This is a genomic window from Paraburkholderia tagetis, assembly GCF_022213065.1.
Taxonomy (GTDB): Bacteria; Pseudomonadota; Gammaproteobacteria; order Burkholderiales; family Burkholderiaceae; genus Paraburkholderia; species Paraburkholderia tagetis.
This window is the reverse complement of the sequence record NZ_JAKLJA010000001.1, coordinates 55,492-79,129: the sequence shown is the minus strand read 5'-3', so window position 1 is coordinate 79,129 and position 23,638 is coordinate 55,492. Positions and strand designations below refer to the sequence as shown.

At 64.5% G+C, this 23,638-nt stretch carries 20 protein-coding genes; 4 read left to right on the top strand and 16 right to left on the bottom strand.

The window, feature by feature from the left end; translation table 11 throughout:
* Positions 1–17: 17 nt before the first annotated feature.
* From L5014_RS00315 to L5014_RS00300, 4 genes are read right to left on the bottom strand one after another with little or no spacing between them, the layout of a single operon-like run.
* Positions 18–794: an SDR family oxidoreductase gene (locus tag L5014_RS00315; protein ID WP_238461599.1), complete on the bottom strand. Its 777-nt coding sequence runs from the start codon at positions 792–794 to the stop codon at positions 18–20.
* A complete protein-coding gene (locus L5014_RS00310; RefSeq protein WP_238461598.1) occupies positions 787–1,872 on the bottom strand; it encodes an aromatic ring-hydroxylating dioxygenase subunit alpha in 1,086 nt (361 codons plus the stop codon). Before L5014_RS00310 ends, L5014_RS00315 begins: the two co-directional genes overlap by 8 nt.
* Before the next feature lie 44 nt (positions 1,873–1,916).
* On the bottom strand, positions 1,917–2,228 hold the full coding sequence (locus L5014_RS00305; protein WP_238461597.1) for a recombinase-like helix-turn-helix domain-containing protein: 312 nt from the start codon (positions 2,226–2,228) through the stop codon (positions 1,917–1,919).
* 1 nt (position 2,229) lies between these two features.
* On the bottom strand, positions 2,230–2,544 hold the full coding sequence (locus tag L5014_RS00300; protein ID WP_238461596.1) for a non-heme iron oxygenase ferredoxin subunit: 315 nt from the start codon (positions 2,542–2,544) through the stop codon (positions 2,230–2,232).
* Between the two features lie 450 nt (positions 2,545–2,994).
* Between L5014_RS00300 and L5014_RS00295 the strand changes: the two genes are divergently transcribed.
* Complete coding sequence (locus L5014_RS00295) at positions 2,995–4,068, top strand: porin (RefSeq protein ID WP_238461595.1); 1,074 nt, start codon at positions 2,995–2,997, stop codon at positions 4,066–4,068.
* A gap of 98 nt (positions 4,069–4,166) precedes the next feature.
* Here the strand turns inward: L5014_RS00295 and L5014_RS00290 are convergent, their stop codons facing one another.
* A complete protein-coding gene (locus tag L5014_RS00290) occupies positions 4,167–5,201 on the bottom strand; it encodes an IclR family transcriptional regulator (protein WP_238461594.1) in 1,035 nt (344 codons plus the stop codon).
* A gap of 300 nt (positions 5,202–5,501) precedes the next feature.
* Between L5014_RS00290 and sbcD the strand changes: the two genes are divergently transcribed.
* Both sbcD and L5014_RS00280 read left to right on the top strand, forming a co-directional pair.
* The gene (sbcD, locus tag L5014_RS00285) at positions 5,502–6,755 is read left to right on the top strand and encodes an exonuclease subunit SbcD (RefSeq protein WP_238461593.1); all 1,254 of its coding nucleotides are present in this window, start codon (positions 5,502–5,504) and stop codon (positions 6,753–6,755) included.
* Positions 6,752–10,276 carry an AAA family ATPase gene (locus tag L5014_RS00280; RefSeq protein ID WP_238461592.1) on the top strand — a complete coding sequence of 1,175 codons (3,525 nt, stop codon included), beginning with the start codon at positions 6,752–6,754 and terminating at the stop codon, positions 10,274–10,276. Before sbcD ends, L5014_RS00280 begins: the two co-directional genes overlap by 4 nt.
* 52 nt (positions 10,277–10,328) lie before the next feature.
* Here L5014_RS00280 and L5014_RS00275 read toward each other — a convergent pair whose 3' ends face one another.
* The 7 genes from L5014_RS00275 to L5014_RS00245 all read right to left on the bottom strand — a co-directional run bounded on the left by L5014_RS00275 (position 10,329) and on the right by L5014_RS00245 (position 17,275).
* Positions 10,329–10,973 (bottom strand): FMN-binding negative transcriptional regulator, encoded by a 645-nt coding sequence (locus L5014_RS00275; RefSeq protein ID WP_238461591.1) that lies wholly within the window; start codon positions 10,971–10,973, stop codon positions 10,329–10,331.
* 270 nt (positions 10,974–11,243) lie between these two features.
* Positions 11,244–11,945: an ABC transporter ATP-binding protein gene (locus L5014_RS00270; protein WP_238461590.1), complete on the bottom strand. Its 702-nt coding sequence runs from the start codon at positions 11,943–11,945 to the stop codon at positions 11,244–11,246.
* Positions 11,938–12,678, bottom strand: coding sequence for an ABC transporter ATP-binding protein (locus tag L5014_RS00265; RefSeq protein WP_238461589.1), 741 nt, complete (start codon positions 12,676–12,678; stop codon positions 11,938–11,940). The genes L5014_RS00270 and L5014_RS00265 overlap by 8 nt, the downstream gene beginning before the upstream one ends.
* Complete coding sequence (locus L5014_RS00260; protein WP_238461588.1) at positions 12,665–13,666, bottom strand: branched-chain amino acid ABC transporter permease; 1,002 nt, start codon at positions 13,664–13,666, stop codon at positions 12,665–12,667. The genes L5014_RS00265 and L5014_RS00260 overlap by 14 nt, the downstream gene beginning before the upstream one ends.
* Before the next feature lie 5 nt (positions 13,667–13,671).
* On the bottom strand, positions 13,672–14,544 hold the full coding sequence (locus L5014_RS00255; RefSeq protein ID WP_238461587.1) for a branched-chain amino acid ABC transporter permease: 873 nt from the start codon (positions 14,542–14,544) through the stop codon (positions 13,672–13,674).
* Positions 14,545–14,611: 67 nt separating this feature from the next.
* Positions 14,612–15,862, bottom strand: a complete 1,251-nt coding sequence (locus tag L5014_RS00250) for an ABC transporter substrate-binding protein (RefSeq protein ID WP_238461586.1) — start codon at positions 15,860–15,862, stop codon at positions 14,612–14,614.
* A gap of 165 nt (positions 15,863–16,027) precedes the next feature.
* Positions 16,028–17,275, bottom strand: a complete 1,248-nt coding sequence (locus L5014_RS00245) for an ABC transporter substrate-binding protein (RefSeq protein ID WP_238461585.1) — start codon at positions 17,273–17,275, stop codon at positions 16,028–16,030.
* Positions 17,276–17,990: 715 nt separating this feature from the next.
* Between L5014_RS00245 and L5014_RS00240 the strand changes: the two genes are divergently transcribed.
* Complete coding sequence (locus tag L5014_RS00240) at positions 17,991–19,028, top strand: acyl-CoA dehydrogenase family protein (RefSeq protein WP_238461584.1); 1,038 nt, start codon at positions 17,991–17,993, stop codon at positions 19,026–19,028.
* Between the two features lie 179 nt (positions 19,029–19,207).
* On the opposite strand, the gene L5014_RS00235 is transcribed toward L5014_RS00240, so the two are convergent.
* The 4 genes from L5014_RS00235 to L5014_RS00220 all read right to left on the bottom strand — a co-directional run bounded on the left by L5014_RS00235 (position 19,208) and on the right by L5014_RS00220 (position 23,629).
* Positions 19,208–19,711 (bottom strand): prolyl-tRNA synthetase associated domain-containing protein, encoded by a 504-nt coding sequence (locus tag L5014_RS00235; RefSeq protein WP_238461583.1) that lies wholly within the window; start codon positions 19,709–19,711, stop codon positions 19,208–19,210.
* A 64-nt stretch (positions 19,712–19,775) separates the two neighbouring features.
* Positions 19,776–21,191 (bottom strand): aspartate ammonia-lyase, encoded by a 1,416-nt coding sequence (locus L5014_RS00230; RefSeq protein WP_238461582.1) that lies wholly within the window; start codon positions 21,189–21,191, stop codon positions 19,776–19,778.
* Positions 21,169–22,170, bottom strand: coding sequence for a LysR family transcriptional regulator (locus tag L5014_RS00225; RefSeq protein ID WP_238461581.1), 1,002 nt, complete (start codon positions 22,168–22,170; stop codon positions 21,169–21,171). Before L5014_RS00225 ends, L5014_RS00230 begins: the two co-directional genes overlap by 23 nt.
* Positions 22,171–22,234: 64 nt before the next feature.
* Complete coding sequence (locus L5014_RS00220) at positions 22,235–23,629, bottom strand: MFS transporter (RefSeq protein ID WP_238461580.1); 1,395 nt, start codon at positions 23,627–23,629, stop codon at positions 22,235–22,237.
* Positions 23,630–23,638: the final 9 nt, after the last annotated feature.

Genomic DNA, 23,638 nt, shown 5'->3' with positions numbered 1-23,638 from the left:
ACTCATCATCGACGTATTCAATTCATCACGAAGCCGCCGTTCACCGGCAGCAGTTGCCCGGTCACGAAACGTGCCGCGTCGGACAAGAGGAACAACACCGGGCCCGAGACATCCTCGGGCACCTGGGCGCGCTGCAATGCGCGCCCTTCGAGGTAATACGCATGGCGCTCGGCGGGCACGTAGGCCGTGGCTTCCACTTCGGTGAGGCCCGGCGCGATGGCGTTGACGGTAATGCCGTCCGCGCCGAATTCGCGTGCGAGCGAATGCGTCATGGCAATCACGGCGCCCTTGCTCGCCACGTAGGCGAGCAGTTTCGGCGCGCCCCATAGTGCGGTGTCCGAAGCGATATTGACGATGGCGCCACGGCCCGACTCGCGCAGCCAGCGCTGCGCCGCTGCGCACATGAGCCAGGTGCCGCGCACGTTCACGTCCATCACGGCGTCCCACGTTGCCACGCTGATTTCGTGCGCGAACTTGCCGCCCGAATTCGTGATGGCCGCGTTGTTGATGAGCGCGTCCACGCCGCCCATGCGTTGCGCGGCGCCATCGACGAATGCGGTAATGCTCTCGGGCTGCGCGAGATCGAGCGGTGCGAACGCCACGTCATGGCCGGCTGCCGCGAGCGACTTCGCCAGCGCTTCGCCCGCTTCGTGCAGCACGTCGCCGAAGCTCACGCGCGCGCCGGCCGCAGCCAGCGCGCTCACGAACGCCGCGCCCAAACCCCGCGCACCACCCGTGACGATCACGCGACGGCCGGCAAGCGTTGCCTGCGCCGCAAGTTTGGCGTCATGCATGGCTGTGTCCCGCGGGTTGCTCGGCGCCGCCCTGCTGGGCGCGCAATGCGTCGAGTTCGGCGAAGTGCTGCTGGGCACGCTGGCGCAGCATGCGGCGCACGCGTGTCATGCCCACATCGTGCTGATAGAGGAATTCGTGATCGCGCGCGTGCGGCGCCATGCTTTCCAGCACGTAGCGGTCTTGCTCGAGCACGTCCCAGTGCAGGCCTTCGAGGCGGTTGCGATACATGAAGCGCCATGCGTCGCGCTGCCAGCCCTGCACTTTGCGGGTGCGCCAGAAATAGACCTGGCAGTTATCGCCGTCCACAGGCACCGCGAAGCCGATGATGCCGAAGTTGCCACCCGGCCCGAACTTCTTCTTGTACGGAATCGCGAGGCGCATCCACAGGCAGCCGGTTTCGCCCAGTTCGACCCAGTCGAAGTTCACGTCGCGCTGGCCGACCTTCTCGAATATCAGCCCGCTCTCGGTCTTGCGCACACGCATGTCGGCCTGCTTGTCGCCTTCGGCCATCGAGTGCGACGTCGCGTGCAGATACGCGCCGTGCATCGGGTCCATCACGTTGTCGATGGCGTACTGGTAATTGCACTTCCAGTTGGACATGCACAGGAAGCTCGCATACTCGTCGCCCACGAGTTCTTCGGGCAGTTGCAGCGGCGCGGGTTCCTTGTGCGCTTCATCGCCGAACCACAGGAAGACCGCACCGGCATGCTCTTGCGCCGGATACGACTTCACGCACTTGGTGCCTTCGAGCGGGCAGGCCGAAACGGCCGGCACGTTCTGCACGGTGCCGCTGCCATCGACTTCGATGCCGTGATACCAGCAGGCCACGCGGTTGCCGAGATTCCAGCCGAGCGAAAGGCGCGCGCCACGGTGCGGGCAGCGGTCTTCGAGCGCGTGGACCTGGCCGTCCTGATCGCGCCACAGCACGATCTGCTCGCCAAGGCGCGTGATGCCGATGGGCGCGTTGCCCACTTGCCAGCTCGGCGCAACGGGATACCAGTAGTTTTTGATGCCGCGGTCGAGGTAGGCGCGAATCGGGTCGGCGCCGCCGGCGGCTTCAGGCGTGGGGGACGTCATGTGGGGTCTCCGTGTTCAGTGTTTCCGTAGTTCCGGGCGCTGGCTCAGTCGGCGAGCAGACGGAATTCGGCGGCGAGGCGCTCGGCATTCCAGGCCGCGCCTTCGGGCGTGCGAAAACCGATGCGGTTCAGGCCCGCCACCACTTCGTCGAGTTCGGTGGCGCCCGCTTCGAACACCTGTTCGAGCGCATCGCCGAAATCGTTCTCGTATTGCGTGGGTTCGGCCTTGCGCGTTTGCCAGACCAGGTTTTCGGTCTGGCCCGGCTGCTCGATCACACCCTTGCCGGCCACGTTGTTCGGTTGCGGCGCGAGCCAGGGCTTGAGCAACGGATTGAATTTCACGGGGACTTCTCGCATGTCATTCCACCTTGATCTGAATTTCTTCGCCGGCGAGCCGCACCGCGTACGTCTTCAGATCGCGGCCGCCGGGCTCCTTGAGGCATTTCCCGGTTGGGATATGGAACACGGCTTCGTGTAGCGGGCATTCGACGGTGTCACCGTCGACGAAGCCTTGCGTCAGCAACGCGTACGCATGAGGGCAGACGTTTTCGAGCGCATAGAGCGCGTCGCCCACCTTGTAGATGCCGATCTCCGTGCCGTCGAGCTTGTACTCGAGCGGCGCGTCGTCGGACAGATCGCCGGCATGTCCGGCGCAACGCCATTCTTCAGCCATTTCTCACCTTTCCCGATCAACTATGTTCCACATACGGAACATCAGTTCGTGTATGGTCAATTATAGGAACGTTCTGGCGGCGAGAAAACAGAAATTCACGGCTCCTGGGGAAAATACCGAGCGCATCTCTGAAAGGGACATGATTGACGTTGTCCACAGCTGTCCACGATCTCGCCCGGCTTGCCAAAACGCTTACGGTGCAGGCACTTACGCGCGTATCCCGCCAGTATCGGCGGGACCGCACCTGGGGGAACTACCGTCCCAAAAAAGTATTTCGACGTCGCACGAGAGTCACTATACTTCCAAAAACGTTCCATCCGCAGCACATCAAACCATATTTGGAACAAATAAGAACGCGAGTCGCTTCCAGAAGCACATCGCGCCATCTCGAGGAACTGGGTCGGCCGGACGATTACGCCGGCCTTTCGTCATACGATCAGGAGTACAAAGTTGAAACACTTCATTGCCGCGGGGTTGACGGGTATCTGCGCCGTCTCGTCTGCATGGGCGCAAAGCAGCGTCACGCTATATGGCAGTCTGGATGCGGGTGTGGCCTACATCAGCAACGTCGGGGGCCATTCGAAGTGGATGGAGGAGCAGGGCAATACGCAGCCCGACCGTTGGGGCCTGCGCGGCCAGGAAGATCTGGGCGGCGGCCTCAAGGCGATCTTCCAGCTCGAAAACGGTTTTTATGTGAACACGGGCGCGATGGCGAAGGCCAACACACTGTTCAATCGCCAGGCGTTCGTGGGTCTCGCCTCGAATCAGTTCGGCTCGCTCACGTTGGGCCATCAGACGCCATTTTCATTCGACGTGCTCGGCCCGTTCAGCACGGCGTACCTGGGGTCGAGCTGGTATGCCTTCCACCCCGGCAACATCGACGAACTCGCGGATACCGGCGTCGTGCCCTACGACAACTCGGTGAAATACCGCTCGCCCACCTGGTACGGCTTCACGGCGGGCGCGATGTTCGGCTTCGGCAACACCACGAACTTCTCGACCGGCCGCACGATGAGCTTTTCGCTTAGTTATGCGAATGGCCCGTTCAAGGCCGGCGCATCGTGGTCGAACGAGCACGATCGCACGGTGTCGATGGCCACCACCGGCATCGCGACCTTCCAGGGCCAGCCTTCGGCCACGTATCTGGCCGGCAAGGTGGAGAACATGGGCCTTGGCGCGTCGTATTCGTTCGGCAAGGTGCTCGTACACGGTCTCTATACGCGCACGAAGCTGGAGTCCAACGGCCACTCGGACACGTTCCAGAGCTACGACGCCGGCGCGAACTACCAGTTCTCGGCGTTCAACAGCGTCGTGGGCGGTGCGGCCACCTCCACGCTGGACGGCCGCCGCTGGACTCAGGTGATGATCGGCGACGTGTACTCGTTGTCGAAGCGCACGCAGGTCTATGTGAACGCGCTCTACGAGCACGCCAACTCGAACGCGCACGCCGCCTTCTTCACTGCGGGCGTGTCGAGCGGACGCAATCAGGCCATCGTGCTCACCGGCATCCACCATTCATTCTGATGGTCGTGTGCGCCGCGCATGACTGCGCGCGGCGCACATGGAAGCACAACGCAGCACAACGCAACACATCGAAGCGCGCGGGAAGAGATCGGTGCGTTTCAGAGCGCGTGAAAGCCGCGGCCGCGTGCGGCGGCGGCGGGCGCCTGCGCGGCCTGGGCCGCGGTGGGATCGCCGGGCACGGGGCGGTAATTGAGCCGCGTCGACAAGTCGAATGCCGCCGCGCACACCTCGGCCACGAGCGGCACGCGCTCGGCATCGCCGATGTCCGAGCGCGGCACCGTCGCCGTGAGCGCGGCCACGATGCGGCCCGACTGGTCGCGCACCGGCGCGGTCACCACCGAAATGCCGGTCTCGAACGACGCTTCGCTCACTGCATAGCCTTGCTCTGCGAACTCGCGCACGCGCGCATGGAGATCGACCACGGTCGCGGGCGTGCGGTCCGTATAGCGCTCGAGCTGCTTCTCGGGATAGAGCGCGCGCAATTCGGCGAGCGTGAGGTCGCCCATCAGCACCTGGCCGTGCACGGTGGCATGCGCGGGCAGGCGCGTGCCCACATGGACCTTCACGGAGCTGAACATCGGCTCGCGCGTCTGCGCCTTCGCCACGAACACCACGTCGCGCTCGTCGCGAATCAGCAGATGGGTGCTCAGGCCGGTCGCGTCGCGCAGGCGCTCCAGCACCGGTGTGCCGAAGTCGGTCAGTTCGAGCGAGCTCAGATATTCGAAGCCCAGGCGCAGCACCGCCACGCTGAGCCGGTACTGGCGGTCGCCGTTGGCGCGCTCGATGAAGCCGAGCGCTTCGAGGGTCTGCAAGAGACGAAACGTGGTCGTGCGCGGAATACCGATGCGCCGCGACAGTTCAGGCGCGCCCAGCACGGGTTCGCGCGCCGAGAATTCAGCGAGGATGCGCAGCCCGCGCTCGAGGCCCGGCACGAGATAGGTGGACGCGAGCGCACCCTCTTCCTCTACGCTGGTTTCCCCGCTGGTGTCCGCGCTGGTATCCGCGCTGGTATCCGCATTGGCGCCGGCCTGGGCGACATCGGCGTCGGGGTGCGTCTCCTCGGGCGGCAGCGCAGCGCGCTTGCCTGGCGCCGCGCCGCGGCGCGCGGTGCCTGTGGTGTTCTTTGTGGCCATTGTTGGCTTGAATCGGCGTGAGTCTGCTTGAAAGTCGGCTGGTATCGGATAAACCCCGGTCCTCCGGAGTTCATCCATCACTAATGGAGGCAATGATAGCGCGAAGCGCTCTTCCCGCCCTCCCCCTCAGCCGGCACGCCATCGGGTTCCGAATGCCGCCCGCGCGCCGCACCTGCACTACAATCCCCCACTTGCGCCCGCTTTGTGCACGCTCCGAGCGCGCTTTGTGCCCGCGAGCCCGCTTTGTGCCCGCTTCGCACCGCATTTGCGCGGGCCGCCTCCATAACGAACTCCGCCCCCATGCGCATCCTCCACACCTCAGACTGGCATCTGGGCCAGAACTTCATGGGCAAGAGCCGCCAGGCCGAGCATCAGCAGCTCATCGACTGGCTCATGGCCCAGGTCGATGCGCACGCCGTCGATGCCGTCCTGATTGCCGGCGACATCTTCGATACCGGCACGCCGCCCAGCTACGCGCGCGAACTGTATAGCCAGCTCGTCGTGCGCCTGCACACGGCCGGTGTAGCGCTGCTGCTGCTCGGCGGCAATCACGACTCCGTGGCGACACTGCGCGAAAGCAGCGCATTGCTGGAGCAGCTCTCGGCGCGCGTGGTGCCGGCCGCCGATGCGCCCGCGACGCAGGTGTGCGTACTACCGCTGCGGCCGCTGAAGTCACAGCACGGCGCGGACGCGGCACCCGGCTGCGTGGTGTGTGCGGTGCCCTTCATTCGCGCGCGCGACGTCATGCAGAGCGAATACGGCCAGAGCGCCGAGCAGAAGCAGCAATCATTGCAACTCGCGATTCAGGCCTACTATCAAGACGTTTATGCGGAGGCGGACGAGCAGCGCAACAAGTTGAGCGCGCAACTAGGCCGCAACGTGCCGCTCATCGCCACGGGCCATCTCACCACGGTGGGCGCGAGCGCAAGCGAATCGGTGCGCGAGATCTACGTGGGCGCGCTCGACGCGTTCCCCACGAGCGCGTTCCCGAGCGTGGACTATCTCGCGCTTGGGCATATCCACAGACCCCAGAAAGTGGGCGGTCACGAGCATATCCGCTATAGCGGATCGCCCATCGCGCTGAGCTTCGACGAGGCCGCGCAGCAAAAGGAAGTCTTGCTCGTCGATCTGGGCGAGACGGGTCTCGAAGCCGTTACGCCGCTGCCCGTGCCGGTATTTCAGCCGCTCGTTGCGCTGCGGGGCAATTTGAAGTCGCTGCCCGACACCTTCGCTCAAATCGCGCGCGACGCCACGCTGGAGCGGCCCGTCTGGCTCGAAGTGACAGTCGCCGAAGATGACTACCTGGCCGACCTCCCCGCGCGCATCCAGACGATGACCGAAGGTCTGCCGCTTGAAGTGCTGCGCATTCGCCGCGAGCGCGGCAACGCCGTGGCGCAGTTGTCGGGCGATGCCGGCGTCACGCTCGACGAACTCGATCCGCTCGACGTGTTCGCGCGCCGCCTCGCACACGAAGCCCTCGACGACGAGGTGCGCGCCGCGCTCACCGAGCGCTATAAGCGCGTGCTCGCCGCCACCGTGGAGGGCGAAGCATGAAGATCCGCAGTCTGCGCCTGAAGAACCTGAACTCGCTCAAGGGCGAGTGGCATATCGACTTCACGAAGCCGCCGTTCGCCGAGAACGGCCTGTTCGCCATCATCGGGCCCACGGGGGCCGGCAAGTCCACGCTGCTCGACGCGATCTGCCTCGCGCTCTATCACGAGACGCCGCGCCTGAAGACGGTTTCCGCGTCGGCGAACGAGATCATGACGCGCCATACCGCGGACTGCCTCGCGGAAGTGGTCTTCGAAGTGAAGGGCGAAGTCTATCGCGCGTTCTGGAGCCAGCGCCGCGCACGCGACAAGGTCGATGGCGCCTTGCAGGCGCCGCGCGTGGAACTGGCGAAAGTGGCTGATAGTGGCGGCGGTGGCGACAAGATCCTCACCACGCATATCAACGAGAAGCTCAAGCGCGTAACGGAAATCACGCGGCTCGATTTCCCGCGCTTCACGCGCTCGATGCTGCTCGCGCAAGGCGGCTTTGCGGCGTTCCTCAACGCCACCGCGAACGACCGCGCGGAATTGCTCGAGGAGCTCACCGGCACCGAAATCTACGGCGAGCTCTCGCGCAAGGTGTTCGAGCGCGCGGGCGAGGCGCGCGACGCGCTCAAGCACCTGCGCGCCAAGGCCGAAGGCATGGAACTGCTGAGCGCCGAGCAGCGCGCGGCGATGGAGCAGGAGATCGGCGCGTTCACGGGGCAGTTGACCACGCTCGCGGCGCAGGCAAAAACGCTGCATGCCCAGCGCCAATGGCGTCGCGATCTGGCGCAAGCCGAAACGGATGCGCAGTCGGGCGAGGCGCGCCTTGCCACGGCAACCGGCGCACTTGAAGCCGCCGCGCCCGAACTCGCGCGCCTCGCCGCAAGCGAGCCCGCTCAGGCGCTGCACCCCGCGTTTCAAGGCTTGCAGCAGACCGAGGCCGCATGGCGGCAATCCAGCGCGGACCTCGTTGCCTTGCGTCGCGAACGCACGGAGCGGCTCGCCGCGCAGCGGCGCGAATACGGCACGACCGCCGCGCTTGCGGCAAGCCTCGCACGCGACGCGCAAGCGCAACACGAAACGCTCGACGCCCAAAGGCAGCAACTCGATGCCTTTTGCCGGGCCAATGAAAATCTCGCGCAGCTTGGCGAGCGAATCGGCGCGTGGCGTCAGCAGTTCGAGCAGCGCCGGCGCATGCAAGCCGATGTTGCCGCGCGGGTGAAACAGCGCGCCGATCTGGAACGGCAACAAAGCGAGCAACGCACCCAACGCGAACGGCATGCCGCAACGCTCGCCGCCGCCGAGCGCGCCAAAGCCGAGTCCGATACCGCCCTGCAAACACAGCACGCCGCGCAGGAGCAGCGGCTCGCGGGCCAGACGCTCGCGCAACTGCGCGACGCATGGCAAGCCGGGCAAGCGGCATTCGCCGGCTGGCAGCAACTGGAAGCGGTAGCCGCGCGCCGTCGCGCGCTCGCCGAGGAAGCGCGCACGCTCGCGGCCAATCTGGCGCGCGTGGAGCACGATATCGGCGCTCAAGACGAAGCGCTCAAGACCTTGCAGCAGGCGCACGCGCAATGCCAGGCTCGCGCGGACGACAAGCAAAAGCTGCTCGAACAGGAACAGGTCATCCGCAGCCTCGCGCAGCATCGCGAGCAGTTGCGGCCAGGCGAGGCGTGCCCGCTCTGCGGCTCGCACGAGCACCCGGCGATCGAGGCGTATCGCGCACTCGATGTCTCGGCAACGCAAGCCGCTCTGCAAGCCATCCGCTCGCAATTGCAGGCTTCGGAGCGGCGTCTGCGCGAAGCCGTGGAGGCCTTGTCGGCGCTGCGCGCCACGCAGGCCCAGCAACGTGCGCAGCACGAGCGGCTTGCAACGCGCGTCGCCGAGGGCCGCGAAGAATGGGATGCGATCATCGCCACGCTCCCCGTGCAGTCCGCCATCGAAGACACCGACTGGCAGCGTCCGGAAGCAATCGCAGCCGCGCGCGACGCTGCGGGACGAACCGCGCAACAGATCAAGCAGCATCTGGACGCGGTCGAGCACGCGGAGCAAGCGCTTGCACGCGCACGCGAGGCGAACGGCCGTTGTTCCGACGCCTTGCAGGCGGCGCGCGCTCAGGCGGCGTTGCTGGAGCAGTCGCTCAACGGCATGCAGGCGCGTCTTGCCGAGGTCGCGCGTGAGCGCGACACGCTGCAAGCCGACCTCGAACGCGAAGCAAACACCTTGCTCGAAACGGTGCGCGCGGGCGGCTACGCGGTCAATGCCATTCCCGAGGACAGCACCGCGTGGCTGCAAGCGCGCGAAGCCGAATGGCGCACGTGGCAAGACACGCAACGCCGGCTGCAGGCACTCGAACAGGCGCTGGTGCGCCAGCGCGGGCAATGCGATGCCACCCAGGCACAAGCCCAGGCGTGGCGCGAGCGCTGCAAAGCCATCGGCGTGGAAACTTCGAAATCCGAATCAGTTGATCCGGCACGCAGCCAACCAACGGCTTCCCTGTTAGACGATATTGGCGATCTCACCGATAGCCCCGACGACGACGGCAACCCGGAAGCATTCGAAGCCGGCGTGGCGCGCGCCGAAGCACTCACGCGCGAGCTTGCCACGCTCGACGGCCAGCTCGCGCATCTCGAACGCACGCTTGCGCAGCAGCAGGTTGCATTCGACGCAGCCACGCAAACATGGCAAGCCGCGCTCGCCAGCAGCCCTTTCGCCGATCAGGCCGCCTTCCTCGCGGCGCTCTTGCCCGCCGACACGCGCAAGCAACTCCAGGCACTCAAGCAGCAACGCGAGCAGGAGCACCAGACCGCGGGCGCACTGCTGCAAGGCGCGCGCGAAAAACTCGCGCGCCTGCAAACGCAAGCGCTCACGGATGCAACGCTCGACGCACTGGACGCGCAACTCGAAGCGGTGGAAAAGGAAAGCGCGGCGCTCAACGAACGGCTAGGCCATCAGCGCGGGCTGCTCACGCGCGACGCACAGCAGCGCGAGAGCCAGCGCGCGCTGTTCGAGCAGATCGAAACGCAAACCCATGACGCCGATCTCTGGCAACGGCTCGATGCGCTGATTGGCTCCGCGAAAGGCGACAAATTCCGCCGCTTCGCGCAAGGGCTCACGCTCGACCATCTGCTCGCGCTCGCGAACCGCCATCTCGACCGCCTGCACGCGCGCTATCTCCTGCGCCGCAAGTCGACGGGCGAACTCGAACTGGAAATCGTCGACGGCTGGCAGGCGGACGCCACGCGCGACACGCGCACGCTCTCGGGCGGCGAGAGCTTTCTTGTGAGCCTCGCGCTGGCGCTCGCACTTTCGGATCTGGTGAGCCACAAGACCTCGATCGATTCGCTGTTCCTCGACGAAGGCTTCGGCACGCTCGACGGCGATACGCTGGAAATCGCGCTCGATGCGCTCGACACGCTCAATGCAAGCGGCAAGATGATTGGCGTGATCAGCCACGTCGACAGTCTCAAGGAGCGCATCGCCACGCAGATTCGCGTGGAAAAGGGCGGCGGCATCGGCCATTCGCGGCTGGTGATCTAGACAAGCGGACAACGCGGCGCGTGGTCCGTAGCGCGTTTCAAGTTGCCGCGCTTCAGCCCTGTTCTGCCTTGCGCGCGGCAATCTCGAGCATCTGCGCGCCAAGGTCGTCGCGCTCGCGCGCCACGAGCGCTTCGCCCGCGCCGCGTATGTCGCGCGCCTCCTTGTTCTGGCTGAGCTTGCGCTTGCCAACGAGACGCGTGATCTCGATCTCGATCCCGACGATTGCCTTGAGCATGGTGTCGATAAAATCCTGCGGCGCGTCGCCCATCTTCCAGGGTTGCGCCTCGTTCGCCTCGTGCGTGCGCGTGAGGCGTGCCACCACGCCACGCACGAATTTTTCGTCGTCGCGGATACGGATGCGCCCGTGCGCGTGCACCACCACATAATTCCAGGTGGGCACCTGGCGATGGGTTTCGTGCTTGCTCGGATACCAGGTGGGCGAAATATAGGCGTCGCCGGCGCGGAAGATGGCGAGCACCTCGTCGCCGTCGGCGACCGCCTGCCAAAGCGGATTCGCGCGCGCGACGTGCGCATGCAGCGTGCCGAGCGCGCCCTCATTGGCAAGGAGTTCGAACGGAATATGATTGGCGTCCAGGCCACTCGCGCCGTGCGTGACGAGCGTGCCGAACGGATGCTGCGCGATGAGCGCATGCAGGACTTCGGGGCGGGACTCGTCGAAATGGGCTGGGACGTACATGCTGGCTCCAGGTAGGGATGCGCGCTAACGGCGAACGGGTCGCGCGCCGCTGACAATAATTGGATTATTGTCGCGCCAAATCGACCCGGGCTGTAGAGCCAGCGCCGGGCATGGGCGGGGAACCAGCGGCGGCGTCCGTGGCCGCGCCGCTTTCAGACGGGCGTCCGCTCGCATTCGTGCGGCGCCCGCGAATCCGGCGATCTTACACGAACGCACGCGTGCGGCCCGGCGCGCGCCGGCACGCCTGGTCCACGCGGCGTCGGCGGCGCCTCAGCGCGCAAAGTACATATCGTGCAGCGCCTCGACATCCACCTCCTTCGCGCGCGCCGCGAACGTGACCTTGCCGCCCTGCATCAGATAGACCTGATCGGCGAGCCGCAGCGCCATATGGGTGTTCTGCTCGACCAGCACGATCGTGCGGCCCGCCGCCTTCAGCCGTTCGAGAATCGCGAACACCTCCTGCACCATCACGGGCGCGAGCCCGAGCGACGGCTCGTCGATCAGCATCAATTGCGGCGTGGACATCAGGCCGCGCCCGAGCGCAAGCATCTGTGCCTGGCCGCCCGAGAGCGTGCCCGCCGGCAGCGCGCGGCGCTCCTTGAGCAGCGGAAAGAGCGCGTAGACTTCTTCGAGCTGCCGGGCGGCCCCGGCGCGGCGCGTCTTCGCGAACGCGCCCAGCATGAGGTTTTCCTCGATCGACATGTCGCGGAAAATCATGCGGCCCTCGGGCACCATCGCTATGCCGCGCTGCGCCATGTCCCACGTGGGTACGCCCGCGAGCGCCGCACCCTCGAAAACGATCTGGCCGTGCTCGATCGGCACAAGCCCCATGATCGCGCGCAGCAGCGTGGTCTTGCCCGCGCCGTTCGGGCCCACAATGGTGGTCACCTCGCCGCTCGCCACGTTCAGCGTCACGTCCCAGAGCACGTTGATGGCGCCGTAGCCCGCGCGCACGTTGTTGATATCAAGCATGGGCGGCCTCCCCCGTATAGCTGCGCACCACTTCCGGATCGCGGAATACCTCGGTCGGCGGCCCATCGGCGATCAGCTTGCCGAAGTTGAGCACGGCCACGCGCCGGCACAGGTTCATCACCGTTTCGATATCGTGCTCGATGATCAGGATGCCTACGCTATAACGCTCGTGCACGTCGATCAGCGTTTTCATGAAGCGCCGCTTGGTTGCCGTCTCCAGCCCACCCAGCACCTCGTCGAGCAACAGCAGTTTCGGCCCCGTCGCCAGCGCCTTCGCCACTTCGAGCGCCTTGAGCTCCGTGAGCGCCAGTTCGGTGGCCGCGTTGCGCTGGGCCTTGCCCGCGAGCCCCAGAAAATCGAGGATTTCGTCGATGCGCGCTTCATCCACGTGGCCTGCGCCAAAGCGTTGCGAGACCACGAGGTTCTCGCGCACCGTGAGTTCGTGCATGGGCTGCGGCACTTGGAAGGTGCGCCCGATGCCCAGTCGCGCGCGACGGTATAGCGGCGTCTTGAGCAGGTCCACGCCCGCGAAGCGGATCGAGCCGCTGCTGGGGCGCACGAGCCCAGAAACCGCGTTGAAGAGCGTGGTCTTGCCCGCGCCATTGGGGCCCACGAGGCCCACCACGTCGTGCGTGCCGAGCGTGAGCGAGACGCCGCTTACCGCCGTGATGCCGCCAAAGCGTATCGACACGTCCTGCAATTGCAATTCGGCTTTCGCTTCAGCCTGCTGCATAGACACCTCGCCGGATACGTTTCAGTCGCAGCGCGGTCAAGCCTGCGGGACTCACGATGATCATCGCGATGAGCAGCATGCCCAGCACGATCTGATGGCCGGTGGGCAAGAGGCTCTTGAGCACGAGCTGATCGATCAGGTACACCGACACCGCGCCTACCAGCGGCCCGAGTATCGTGCGATAGCCGCCGCAGATCGCCGCGATGATGGGCACCACGGCCCAGCTCGCGTTGAATGCGTAATCGGGTTCGAGGAAGTTGATGTAGTGCGCGTTGAAGGCGCCCACGAGGCCCGTCATGAGCGCGGAGAGCATCAGCATCGCGAGCTTGAGCATCACGCTGTTCACGCCCACCACGCGCGTGGCGTCCTCCGATTCGTGCATCGCGCGCAGCGCGAGCCCCACGTGCGAGCCGCGTAGCTTCGCGTAGACCACGGCGAATACGAGCACGATAGTCAGGATGACCAGGTAGCCGCCGCTCTTGCTGCCGAAGTCGAAGCCCGCCACTTTCGGCAGCGAGGGAATGCTGGAGAGACCGCTCGCCCCGCCCGTGAGCCCCGACCATTCGGTGGCGACGATGCGAAAGATCTGCGCATAGGCGAGGATGGCCAGCGCGAAATACGGACCCTTCAGGCGCAATGCCGGCGCCATGGCGAACGAGGCGACCGCCGCGCCCACGCCGCCCGCCACGATGGCGGGAAACACGGGCCAACCCGCCTTCAGCGTAAGCAGCGCCGAGATGTACGAGCCCACGCCGAAGAACGCGCTATGCCCGAAGCTCACCATGCCGCCCAGGTTGCCGAGCAGCGCCCACGCGAGCGCGATACCCGCAATCGTGAGCGAGGCCACGGCCAGACTCATCAGATAGAGGTTGTGGCCCAGCACGAGCGGCACGCCCACATAGAGCACGGCCAGCGTTGCGGCCAGCGCGGCAAGACGCGACGCGGGCCACGCTGGGCGGCTCGCCTGCGGATTCAAGGTCGTCGTCATCGGCCTTACCCCCTTCTCTTCGCCACGCCGAACAGGCCGTTGGGCAGCACATACAGCACGATCAGAAACAGCACCATGCCGGCCAGCTCCTGCAAGGCGGAGCTCGCGAGCGTCACGGTTAGCGCTTCGGTAATGCCCAGCAGCATCGCGCCCGCCAGCACGCCCGGGATCGAGCCCACGCCCGCCAGTACAGTGATGATGAACGCCTTCACGGTAAGCGCCTCGCCAATCGCGGGCTGCACGGCGCTCGACGCGTAGATGGAAACACCGGCGCACGAAGCCAGCACGCCCGCCACGATGAACGACACCAGCTCGGTCTTGCGCGGATCGATGCCCATGAGGCGCGCGGCGTCGCGGTTGCTGGAAATGGCTCGCACGGCGCGCCCATACCACGAGCGCGAGAGCCACCACCAGAGCGCGAGCATCAGCACGACGCTGATGCCGAACGAGAGCACTTCGCTGCGCATCGAGAGCAGATCGCCGAGCATCACGCTGTCCTGCAACCAGGCGTTGCCGGTCGAGCGCACGTCGGCGCCCCAGCCCAGCAGCACGGCGTTGGTCAGCACGATGCCGATGCCGTAAGTGAGGATCAGCGAATTCAGCTCACGGTCGCTCTTGATGCGGCTCACCAGATACCACGCGGCCACAGCCGCCACGCACACCACCGGAATCGCCACGGGAATCGCGAACACGGGATTGAGGTTCAGGCGCGTCTCGAACGTGTAGGCGATATAGGCCGCCAGCAGCACGAGCTCGCCGTGCGCGAGATTGATGATGCGCATCGAACCGAACACAAGCGCGAGCCCGAGCGCGACCAGTGCATAGGCACCGCCCACGAGCACGCCCGAGTACAGCGATTGCAATATGAGTTCGGTCATCGCGACCTCCTCTTCCAGAACAACGATTGCGACGAATACAACAGATGCAGCGATGAACGCCGCACGCTCACCATGGCAACGCCGGATAGTTGAGCTTGCCAGTGGCGCGCTCCTTCGGCCACACGAGCACGATGCGATCGCCCTGGATCTGCGCCATGTTGTTGAGGAACGCCGGGTTGTCGCCATTGGCGGCGAAGCTCACCTTGCCGATGAGCGTGTCTTGCGGCTTCGCGCGCAGCTCGGCGGCAATGCCGTCCTTCTTGAGCGTGCCGGCGTCGGCGGCGCGCGCCATCGCGTTGAAGAGCAGCATCGACTGCACGAACGCGAATTCGGCCACGTAGTCGGGCTCTTTCTTGTACGCGGCCACATAGGCATCGACGAACGCCTTGCCTTGCGCGCTGCCGAACTGCGCCGGATGCGGCAGCATCGCGCAACCGATCACGTTGTTCACGAGGTCCGGGAAATCCGAAACCATCTTCGGCGTGACGACCGACCATGCGCCCATCACGGCCTTCAATTGCGGCTTGAGGACCTTGGCCGCGCGCAGGATGCCGATGTAGTCGTTTTCGTAGCCGAGCATCAGCATGACTTCGGGCTTGTCCTGCAGGCGGATCTTGTTCACGAGCGGCTTGAAGTCCGTCATGGTGGGCTCGAACGCGTGCACGGTCACCGTCACGCCCTGCGCGCGCAGTTTCGTGGAGACGTCGTTGCTCAGGTCGGTGGGCGCCTGCTTCGTCGAAACGACGATCGACACCGACTTCACGCCCATGGCATCGAGCTGCCCCACCACGGCCTTCGAATAACCCGATGCGGGTCCGATGCGGAAGAAGTGCTTGAGGCCGCGCGAAGTCATCGCGCTGTCCACCGCGCCAGAGGTGATGTAGACAAGGCCGGCTTTGTCGGCGGCCTCCGAGGCCGGGCTCACCGAATTCGAGCCGTAGCCGCCGGTAATCGCGAGCACGCCCTGCGAGGCGAGTTTCTCGACGGCGGAGACGGCCTTGGCCGGCTGCGCTTCGTCGTCGATCACGGTGAGCGCGACCTTGTGCTTGCCGTTGCCGCCGCCGTTGCCACCGCCGTTGCCACCGCCGTTGCCACGATTGAACATGTCGGCGGCCACCTTGATGCCTTCGAGTTGCGCATTGCCCGCGCGCGCCATCGAACCCGTGAGCGGCAACTCCACGCCCACCGGCAGCACGTCAGCGAACGCGGACGGCGTCGCGGCGAGCAGCGCGAGCGCACAGGCGCCGAGGTTGATCATCGCGCGCGTGAACGCACGCCCCTTGCTGCAATCAGCGTTGCGAGAAATGCCGAGGGACATCGAGTTCTCCAAACCGTCTTTTAAGGTGTTGTGGTGCACGCACCGCGCCTTCGTGGCGAGGGCACGCTTCGTGAGCTTCGTGAGCTTCATACGATTTGCACGCGGTGCGTCTTCGTGCGCGCTTCGCGTGCCGGGAAATTCAGGCGCGGCCTGAATCGCCGGGGCTCACCACGGCACGCCCGGATAGGTGGGCTTCGCGGTGGCGTACTGCGCAGGCCAGACGAGCGCGAGCTTGCCGTTCGCGGCGAACTGGCCCATGTGCGCGACGTAGTTCGGGTTGTCGCCGCGCGCATCGAAGCTCACTTTGCCGAGGAACGTGTCGTCGCGCTGCGTGGCGCGCAAGGTGTTGGCGAGGCCGCCCTTGTCGAGGGTGCCGGCCTTCTGCGCATTCGCGATGGCGTCGAAGAGCAATTGCGCGTAGACGAACGAGGTCTGCGACTGGTAGTTCGAGACGGTCTTGAAGAGCCGTTGATAAGTGTCCGAGAAGTCGCGCTGATCCGCCGAGCGGTAATCGGCCGGCGATGCCAGCACCGTCGCGCCATACACGTTAGGCACGAGGTCGGGGAAGGACTGCGCCATCTTCGGGCTCGCGAACGCCCACGGCGCGGCAATCGCCTTGAGCTCGGGCTTGAGCACGCGCGAGGCGCGCAGGATGCCCACGTAGTCGTTCTCATAGCCGAGCATCGCCATGGCATCGGGCTTGTCCTGCAGTTTCACCTTGTTGATGAGCGGCTTGAAGTCGCTGATCGACGGATCGTAGGCATGCAGGTAAGTCTTCACGCCCTTGGCCTTGAGCGCGGCGTCCAGTTGGCGCGCGAGGTCGCTGGTCGCGTCCTTCGTCGAATAGACGATGGCCACCGACTTCACGCCGAGCGTCTCGAACAGGCCCGCCATGCCCGACGTGTACCCGGGCGTATTGCTCACGCGGAAGAAGTTCTTGAGGCCGCGCGTGACCATGTCGTCGCTGGTGCCGCCCGAAGTCACGTAGACGAGACCCGCCTTGCTCGCGGCTTCCGAGGCCGGACCCGCGCAGTTCGAATTGGCCGCGCCCGCGATGGCCACCACGTGCTGCGAGGCAAGCTGCTCGACGGCCGCCACGGCCTTGGCGGGATTCGACTCGTCGTCGACGGTGACGAGCGTGATCTTGTCCTGCGGATGGCGCCGGTTGAACATGTCGGCGGCCACCTGAAGGCCGCGATACATCTCCGTGCCGGCCTGCGCGAGCGGCCCGGTGAGCGGTAGCTCGACGCCCACCTTCCACTCGGTCGCGTGGGCTGGCGTGGGTGCGCAGAGTCCGCCTGATGCGGCGAGTGCGGCGGCAAGCGCCATGGTTGCTACGCCGCCGCCCGCGCGATGGCGCGGCGAAAGCGCGGCACAGCGCGCCTGCGTGGCGCGCGGCTTCAATCGGGTCATGTCTCCTCCGTCGCCTCGTGGGCCTTTTGTATGAAGGTTTACAGCCTCGTTTTAGTTCGCATGTCGAATCATTCGCCAGCGAACCCGGCGGCCTGCCGCCAGGTCCCGCGCCAGCCAGACGAACTGTCTGCTGAAACGCCTGCTGCGCCCGGGTTTACCGCTTTTGAACAGGTGCCAGTGTGGTCGAGCGCCGCCACCCCAACAATTTGTTTTCGGAGAAGCCGGCGTTCGGCTCGGTGAAAGTCGGCAATTGCCCCTAGCCGCTGAAGTTGAACGGCACGGGGCCAACGCGCTGGATAGCTACGGGAAAACCCTCGACTGCGTTCGACGCTCACGCCCGGGATTCGCGAGTTGCCGCGAAATAATTGCAGATGCAACCAGTCTGCGAGTGTCGCCACGAGAAGCGCGGGTAAAGCCGTCGCCAATTCTGAAATGGATAAATGCGCAAATCGAAATAACCCGGAAACGACCCGGAAATACCCCTGCGCCCCTTGGCGTATACCCCGAAGATTCGGGCGCCTCGCGCGATTTCCCTTTGCGAATCAACGAAACCAGGCCTTATACAAAGTGCGAATCGCAGCAGCGCCGATTTTTTGAGGTTGCTTCGTCTTGACCGCGATCCTAGAATCGGGACGGACTTCAGCGGTGCTTGCGAGCCTGCACATCACACGCGCGTAAGCCTCCCGCAAGAAAAAAACATGGGGGAGACACACACATGGACGACATGCTGACCGCTTCGGCGCAAACCGTGCTCGCCGACCTCTGCACACCGCAATTCGTGCGCGGCGTGGAAGCGGCGCACAACCGCCGCGCGGGCCGCGAACTTTGGCGGCAACTCGAAGCACTCGGATTGCTGGACGCGCTCGTGCCCGAGGCACAGGGCGGCGCGGACTTGCCGCTCGCCGAGGCCGCAGGCGTGCTGTTCGCGTTCGGCCAGCACGCCTTGCCGCTGCCCGCCGCGCACACGATGCTCGCGCGCCATCTGCTGGCCGCCGCTCAGGTGGAGGCGCCGCGCGGCCCCATCGCGCTGGCGATTGCCGGCTCCACGCAAAACATGGCCTTCGTGCCCTATGGGCAAGTGGCCGACGCGATCGTGGTCGAGACTGCGGCGGGCACGTATCTCGTGTCGCTGGATACGGCTTGCGTGGAAAAGCATGGCGACGGGCTGGACGCCGCTGTGAGATTCGACACGCGCACGGCGCACGCGTTGCCCGCGCGCGGCATCGCCGAGTTGGGCGCGCTCGTGACCGCGGCCACAATGGCGGGCGCAATGCAGCGCGTGCTCGACATGACGACCGGCTATGTGAACGAGCGCCAGCAATCCGGTCGCTCACCCGGCAAACTCGAGGCCGTGCAGCAGCAGTTGAGCGTAATGGCCGGGCACGTCACGGCCACGCGCATGGCCGCGCAGATGGGCTGCGCCGCGCATCGCAGCGGCCAGCAGCGCCTCGCCAGCGCGATTGCCAAGGCGCGCGCGAGTCGAGCGGCGCCGCTCGTTGCGAATGGGGCGCATGGCGTCGTGGGCGCGATGGGTATCGCGGCGAAGTTCGACTTGCAGCTTTATACGCGGCGGCTGCATGCGCAGCGCCTGCAATATGGTTCGGAATCCTTCTGGGATGAGATTGTTGGGACGCGTGCGCTTGATCGATGGAATGGGGTAGCCGAAGGCGTGGCGGGCATTCTCGATGCGCTTGATGAGGCCGCGATGCCGTCGGCGTTCTCGCGTGCGCGACCAACGACGTTGCGGCACTAGCCGCCGGCTACGCGCGCGCCTTCGCGATCAACGCATTGATGTTCGTGGGAATGCGCGAGCCTTCGTAGGGCTGCGCCTATCACTGAACAGGCCGATCTGCATGTCGACAATTAGTAGCTCGCGACGCTTGGGATTTGCGCTTCCCGGCATCCCGATCACGGCCAGCATGAGTTGGCGCTTCAAGCCGCCTGTCTCGCTTCGAGGGCGTGCCACGACGGCGCGTGATCAATGCGCTGCAGAAAATCTTCGAGATTTCGCCTCGACAACGCGATCGTCGCCGCACTATCTAGCGGATGAAACAAAAAGACCGGTTCGTGCGCCAGGTCTTTGTCGATCACGAGGTGAATATTATGGGCATGGTCATTGACCAGAGCGAGTGGGCTCAACGATCCAGGCCGCACGCCAAGCTGATCGAAAAGGCGATCGGCCGAAGCGAACGACAGACGTTTGCTGTTCAGCGTTTTCGCAACTGCGGACAGGTCCAGCGATTTATGTGCGGTTGTGACGACGAGGTATAAGCTGCCTTGCTTGTCCTGTAGCAGAAGATTCTTGCAGCGAGCCCCATCGAGAGAAAGCTCGAGCGCCCCGGATTGCGCCATGTTGAGCACCTGCTCATGGCATTCGTATTCAAACGGCACGTCTTGCTGCTCGAGCAGCCTGAGCAGCCCGTCCCTTTGTATCATTTCCCATCCACTCCTGAATGTTGCCAAGGCCGGCCGTGACCTTGCGCGGCCGGCATGGAACCGGTCAACGCGGGTCAAAAACCGGGTACGAGGCCGTGTCGATTGCCGACAGGGTGTCCTCGCGCGACAACAGGCCAGATTCGTCGAGAATCTCCACGAGTGGCCGACCTTCCGCAACCGACTGGCGCGCCAGCTTGCTGACACGAGCGTATCCAAGTTTGGGCACGAGTGCCGTGGCCACAGCCATTGAATCCATCAGGTGTCGCTCATTGCATGCGACGTCTGCGGTGATGCCGGCAACACACTTCTGCGTGAACCTCTCGATGCCGTTGGTCAGCAGCATGATGCTGTCGAACACGCGGGACGCCACCACAGGCTCGAAGTGATTGATTTCGAGCTCGCCATACTGGACGGCCTGGGCCACCGTGACATCATTGCCGCAAACGGCGAAACTTAGCTGGATCATGGCCATCGGCAGCACAGGGTTCACCTTGCCCGGCATGATCGAAGAGCCTGCCTGCGCTTCGGGAAGGCGCAGTTCCCCCAGGCCACCGACGGGTCCGGAGGACAGAACCGTCAGGTCCGATGCAATCTTCGCGAGGGATACCGCGCAGGTGCGCAGTTCGCCCGAAACGCGCGAGAACACATCCATATTCTGCATCGCGTCGAACGGGTTTGCCGGCGCGACATAGTCGATGCCCGCAATGTCCGAGAGGTGCCTGTAGACCGCGGATCGGTATCCAGCGGGCGCACCAAAACCCGTACCAATCGCCGTACCACCGAGCGGCAGTGTCCGCAGTTTGTCGCGCACTGTCGTCAATTCTTCCGCCAGACGTCGTGCAAGCGAAGCGTAACCGCCGAAAACCTGACCGAGGCGCATCGGCTGCGCATCCTGCAGACAGGTACGACCGAGGTGGAGGACGTCGGCGAATTCGATGGCCTTCCCCTCGAACTGGATCGCCAGCTTTTCTACTTCCGCAATGAGCGGTCCGAGCATCGCGTACGTCGCAATCTTCAGTGCGGCAGGATACACATCATTCGTGGACTGCGAGCGGTTGACATGGTCGTTGGGATGGATCACCTCGTAAGAGCCTGGCGCATGGCCCAAAAGCTGCTGCGCCCGATTGGCGATCACCTCATTGAAGTTCATGTTCGTGGAGGTTCCACCCGAGCCCTCGAGCAGATCGACAATCAAGGAGTCACCAAACTTGCCTGCGATAATTTCCTGGCATGCCTGACTGATGGCATCGCATTGTTCCGGCGTGATGGCATCGGTGTCGCGGTTCGCGAGCGCCGCCGCCCATTTGCACTGAGCAAAGGCCACCGGGAACGCCGGATAGTGCGCGATGGTGAGCGGTGAAACCGTCAGATTGTCGACACCCCTTACCGAGTTGACGCCATACAATTTCTCACCCGGGATTTCAACTTCACCCACATAGTCGCGTTCCGTACGCGTTTCAGCTCTGGTTTGACTGTTCATTTGATTTCCTGCTTCCAAAATCGATGAGTTGTTCAAGTCCCTGACCGAGTGATTTTTTCACTCTTGGCAGGAACGACGTTTCGATAACTTCCGATGCGATATCGCACGCGTCCTCAAAAAAAGCGCTGTATTCGTCCCGACGCGCGACCAGATACAGCGACCGCTCAAGGCCCAGCCTGTCGACAACGTGGGTGGCCACCTGATTTGCATAAGCCGCCCCCTGAAGCAGACACATCGGCGAGGTCACGGCCCATCCGATGCCTTCGGCAACCATCGAAGTGAGCGCATCGGCGGTGTCAAGCTCTAGCCGGGTCGGGGCACGCGCTTCGATCCGTCGCAGATAACGCTCGATCTGCATGCCGACCTGTGATTTGCGGTTAAAGCGCACGATGGGCAAGGCATTGGCCAAGGCACGGATGTCCTCAACGGTTCGGATCGGTTTGCGAAAATCCCGTGGCGTGATGACGAGGTACTTCTCGGAGAAGAGCCGGAACCGGACAACGTCGTTGGCGTCAATCAGGGCGTCGCTCGTGACGATGAGATCCAGATCGCGTCGTAGCAGCGCCTCGCCTTGCTGCGGACTCAATCCCGTGCGGATGGACAGTTGCGAGACCTTTCCCAGCAGCCGCTTCGTAAAAACCGAGCCGCATGTGGCCGCGAACGAGTCAACCAGTCCGATGCGCAGATCAGGCTTGATTCCTCGCCCCGCTTCGACAACCTGAGCCTTCAGATTGGCGATTTCCTCGCTGAGTACCGCGCCGCGATTCCTCAACGCAATGCCGAACGGCGTCAACGCGAGGGGACGGGTCGTGCGATTGACCAGCACGACCCCCAGTTCGTCCTCCAGTTGGCGGATGATCTGCGAGACACCCGATTGGGAAATGCCCATGCGTGCGGCGGCCCCCGACATGCTGCCCTCCTCCGCGACTGCGACGAAGACCTGTACCGCGTACATATCGATTGGCTTGTTGGACGACACGATCGGCTCCCCCATAGTTTCGGTCAGCAGATGTTCCAGGCCTGCGCCAACGCGCATCGGACAGTTATACGCCGGGATTTCCGTTGCGATGAGCCGATGTGTGCAGACTCGCGTTCTGGCCACCATCCACCGCCGACTCGTTGCTGCCGTGACCGGAACTCATATCCGAAAGACTCTCTTTGCCGGTTTCCGGTGCGAACAAATGGCAGAACACGCCACCGAACACCAACACGGCCACGCACACACCGAGCGCGGCGTGAATACCAACCTGTTGCACGGCCACGGGCAGAAGAAACGTGCTGATTGCGGAACCGAACCGGCTGGAGGCCACGGCCAGCCCTACGCCCGATGCACGCAGATGAGTCGGGAAAAGCTCCGGCGGATAGACGAACTCGAGGTTCGCCGCGGCCGAGAGAATGCAGGCGAAGATGCCGAATGCGAGTATCGTGCCGAGCGGCCCGAATCCGGCGTAGGCGAGCACCGCAAGCCCGATCGCAGCAAGATAGAAGCTGCCAACGAGAAATGCGCGACGCGAGAGCCTGTCGGCAATCAGCAGTCCAAAAATTGCTCCGGCGAACAGCAGCACGTTATAAACGAGGCCACCGACAAAGCCATCCTTGACCTGCAAGGCTTGCAGTACCCTCGGCGAAAACGTCCCGAGCGCAAAGTACGGGATGACCTGGCACGTGTAGAACACGCAGCCGACCAGGGTGTTCTTTCTCCAGCGAGCCGAGAACAGTTCCGACCACGCACCACGATGTCGCTGGGGTGTGGCCGTCGGTGCGGGCAGAATGATCTGGGGTCCGAACTTTGCGCGGATGATCGCCAGTGCCTCGTTCTTCCGGCCGCGTTTCATCAGCCACATCGGCGACTCGGGTACGCCAAGGCGAAACGGCAGGATCAGCAGTGCCGGCAGCCCACTGGCGGCCAGCATGATCCGCCATGCGTCGGGGCCGATATCGCGAATGGCGAAGCCTGCGAGGTACGCACACACGTAACCCGCTGCCCATGCCGCTGCGAGAACACTCAGCAAACGGCCACGATAGCGGCGAGGAGCAAACTCCGTGACAAGCGATTTGCTCACGACATAGTCGGCGCCGAGAATGAGCCCCAGCAGTACGCGCAACACCAGCAGTTGGGTTGGCGAAGTCACGAAATATTGCGCCGCGGATATCGCCGCAAAGAGCAGCATGTCGAAGGCGAAGATGGTGCGTCGGCCATAGCGGTCCGCCACGGGACCGGCAAACATGCTTCCGAAAAAGAGGCCGGCAAGTGACGCCGCACCGAGCGCCCCCATCCAGACCGCGTTCAGGTGAAGGGCCCCGGCAGCCATGCTCACGGCGATTCCGATAATGCCCAGCACGAAGCCGTCGCTGAACTGTCCACCTGTACCGCTGAACGCCACGCGCAAGTGGAAACCGCGCAGCGGAACATCCTCCATCAATATCTGAGTGCTCACTTTCGTCTC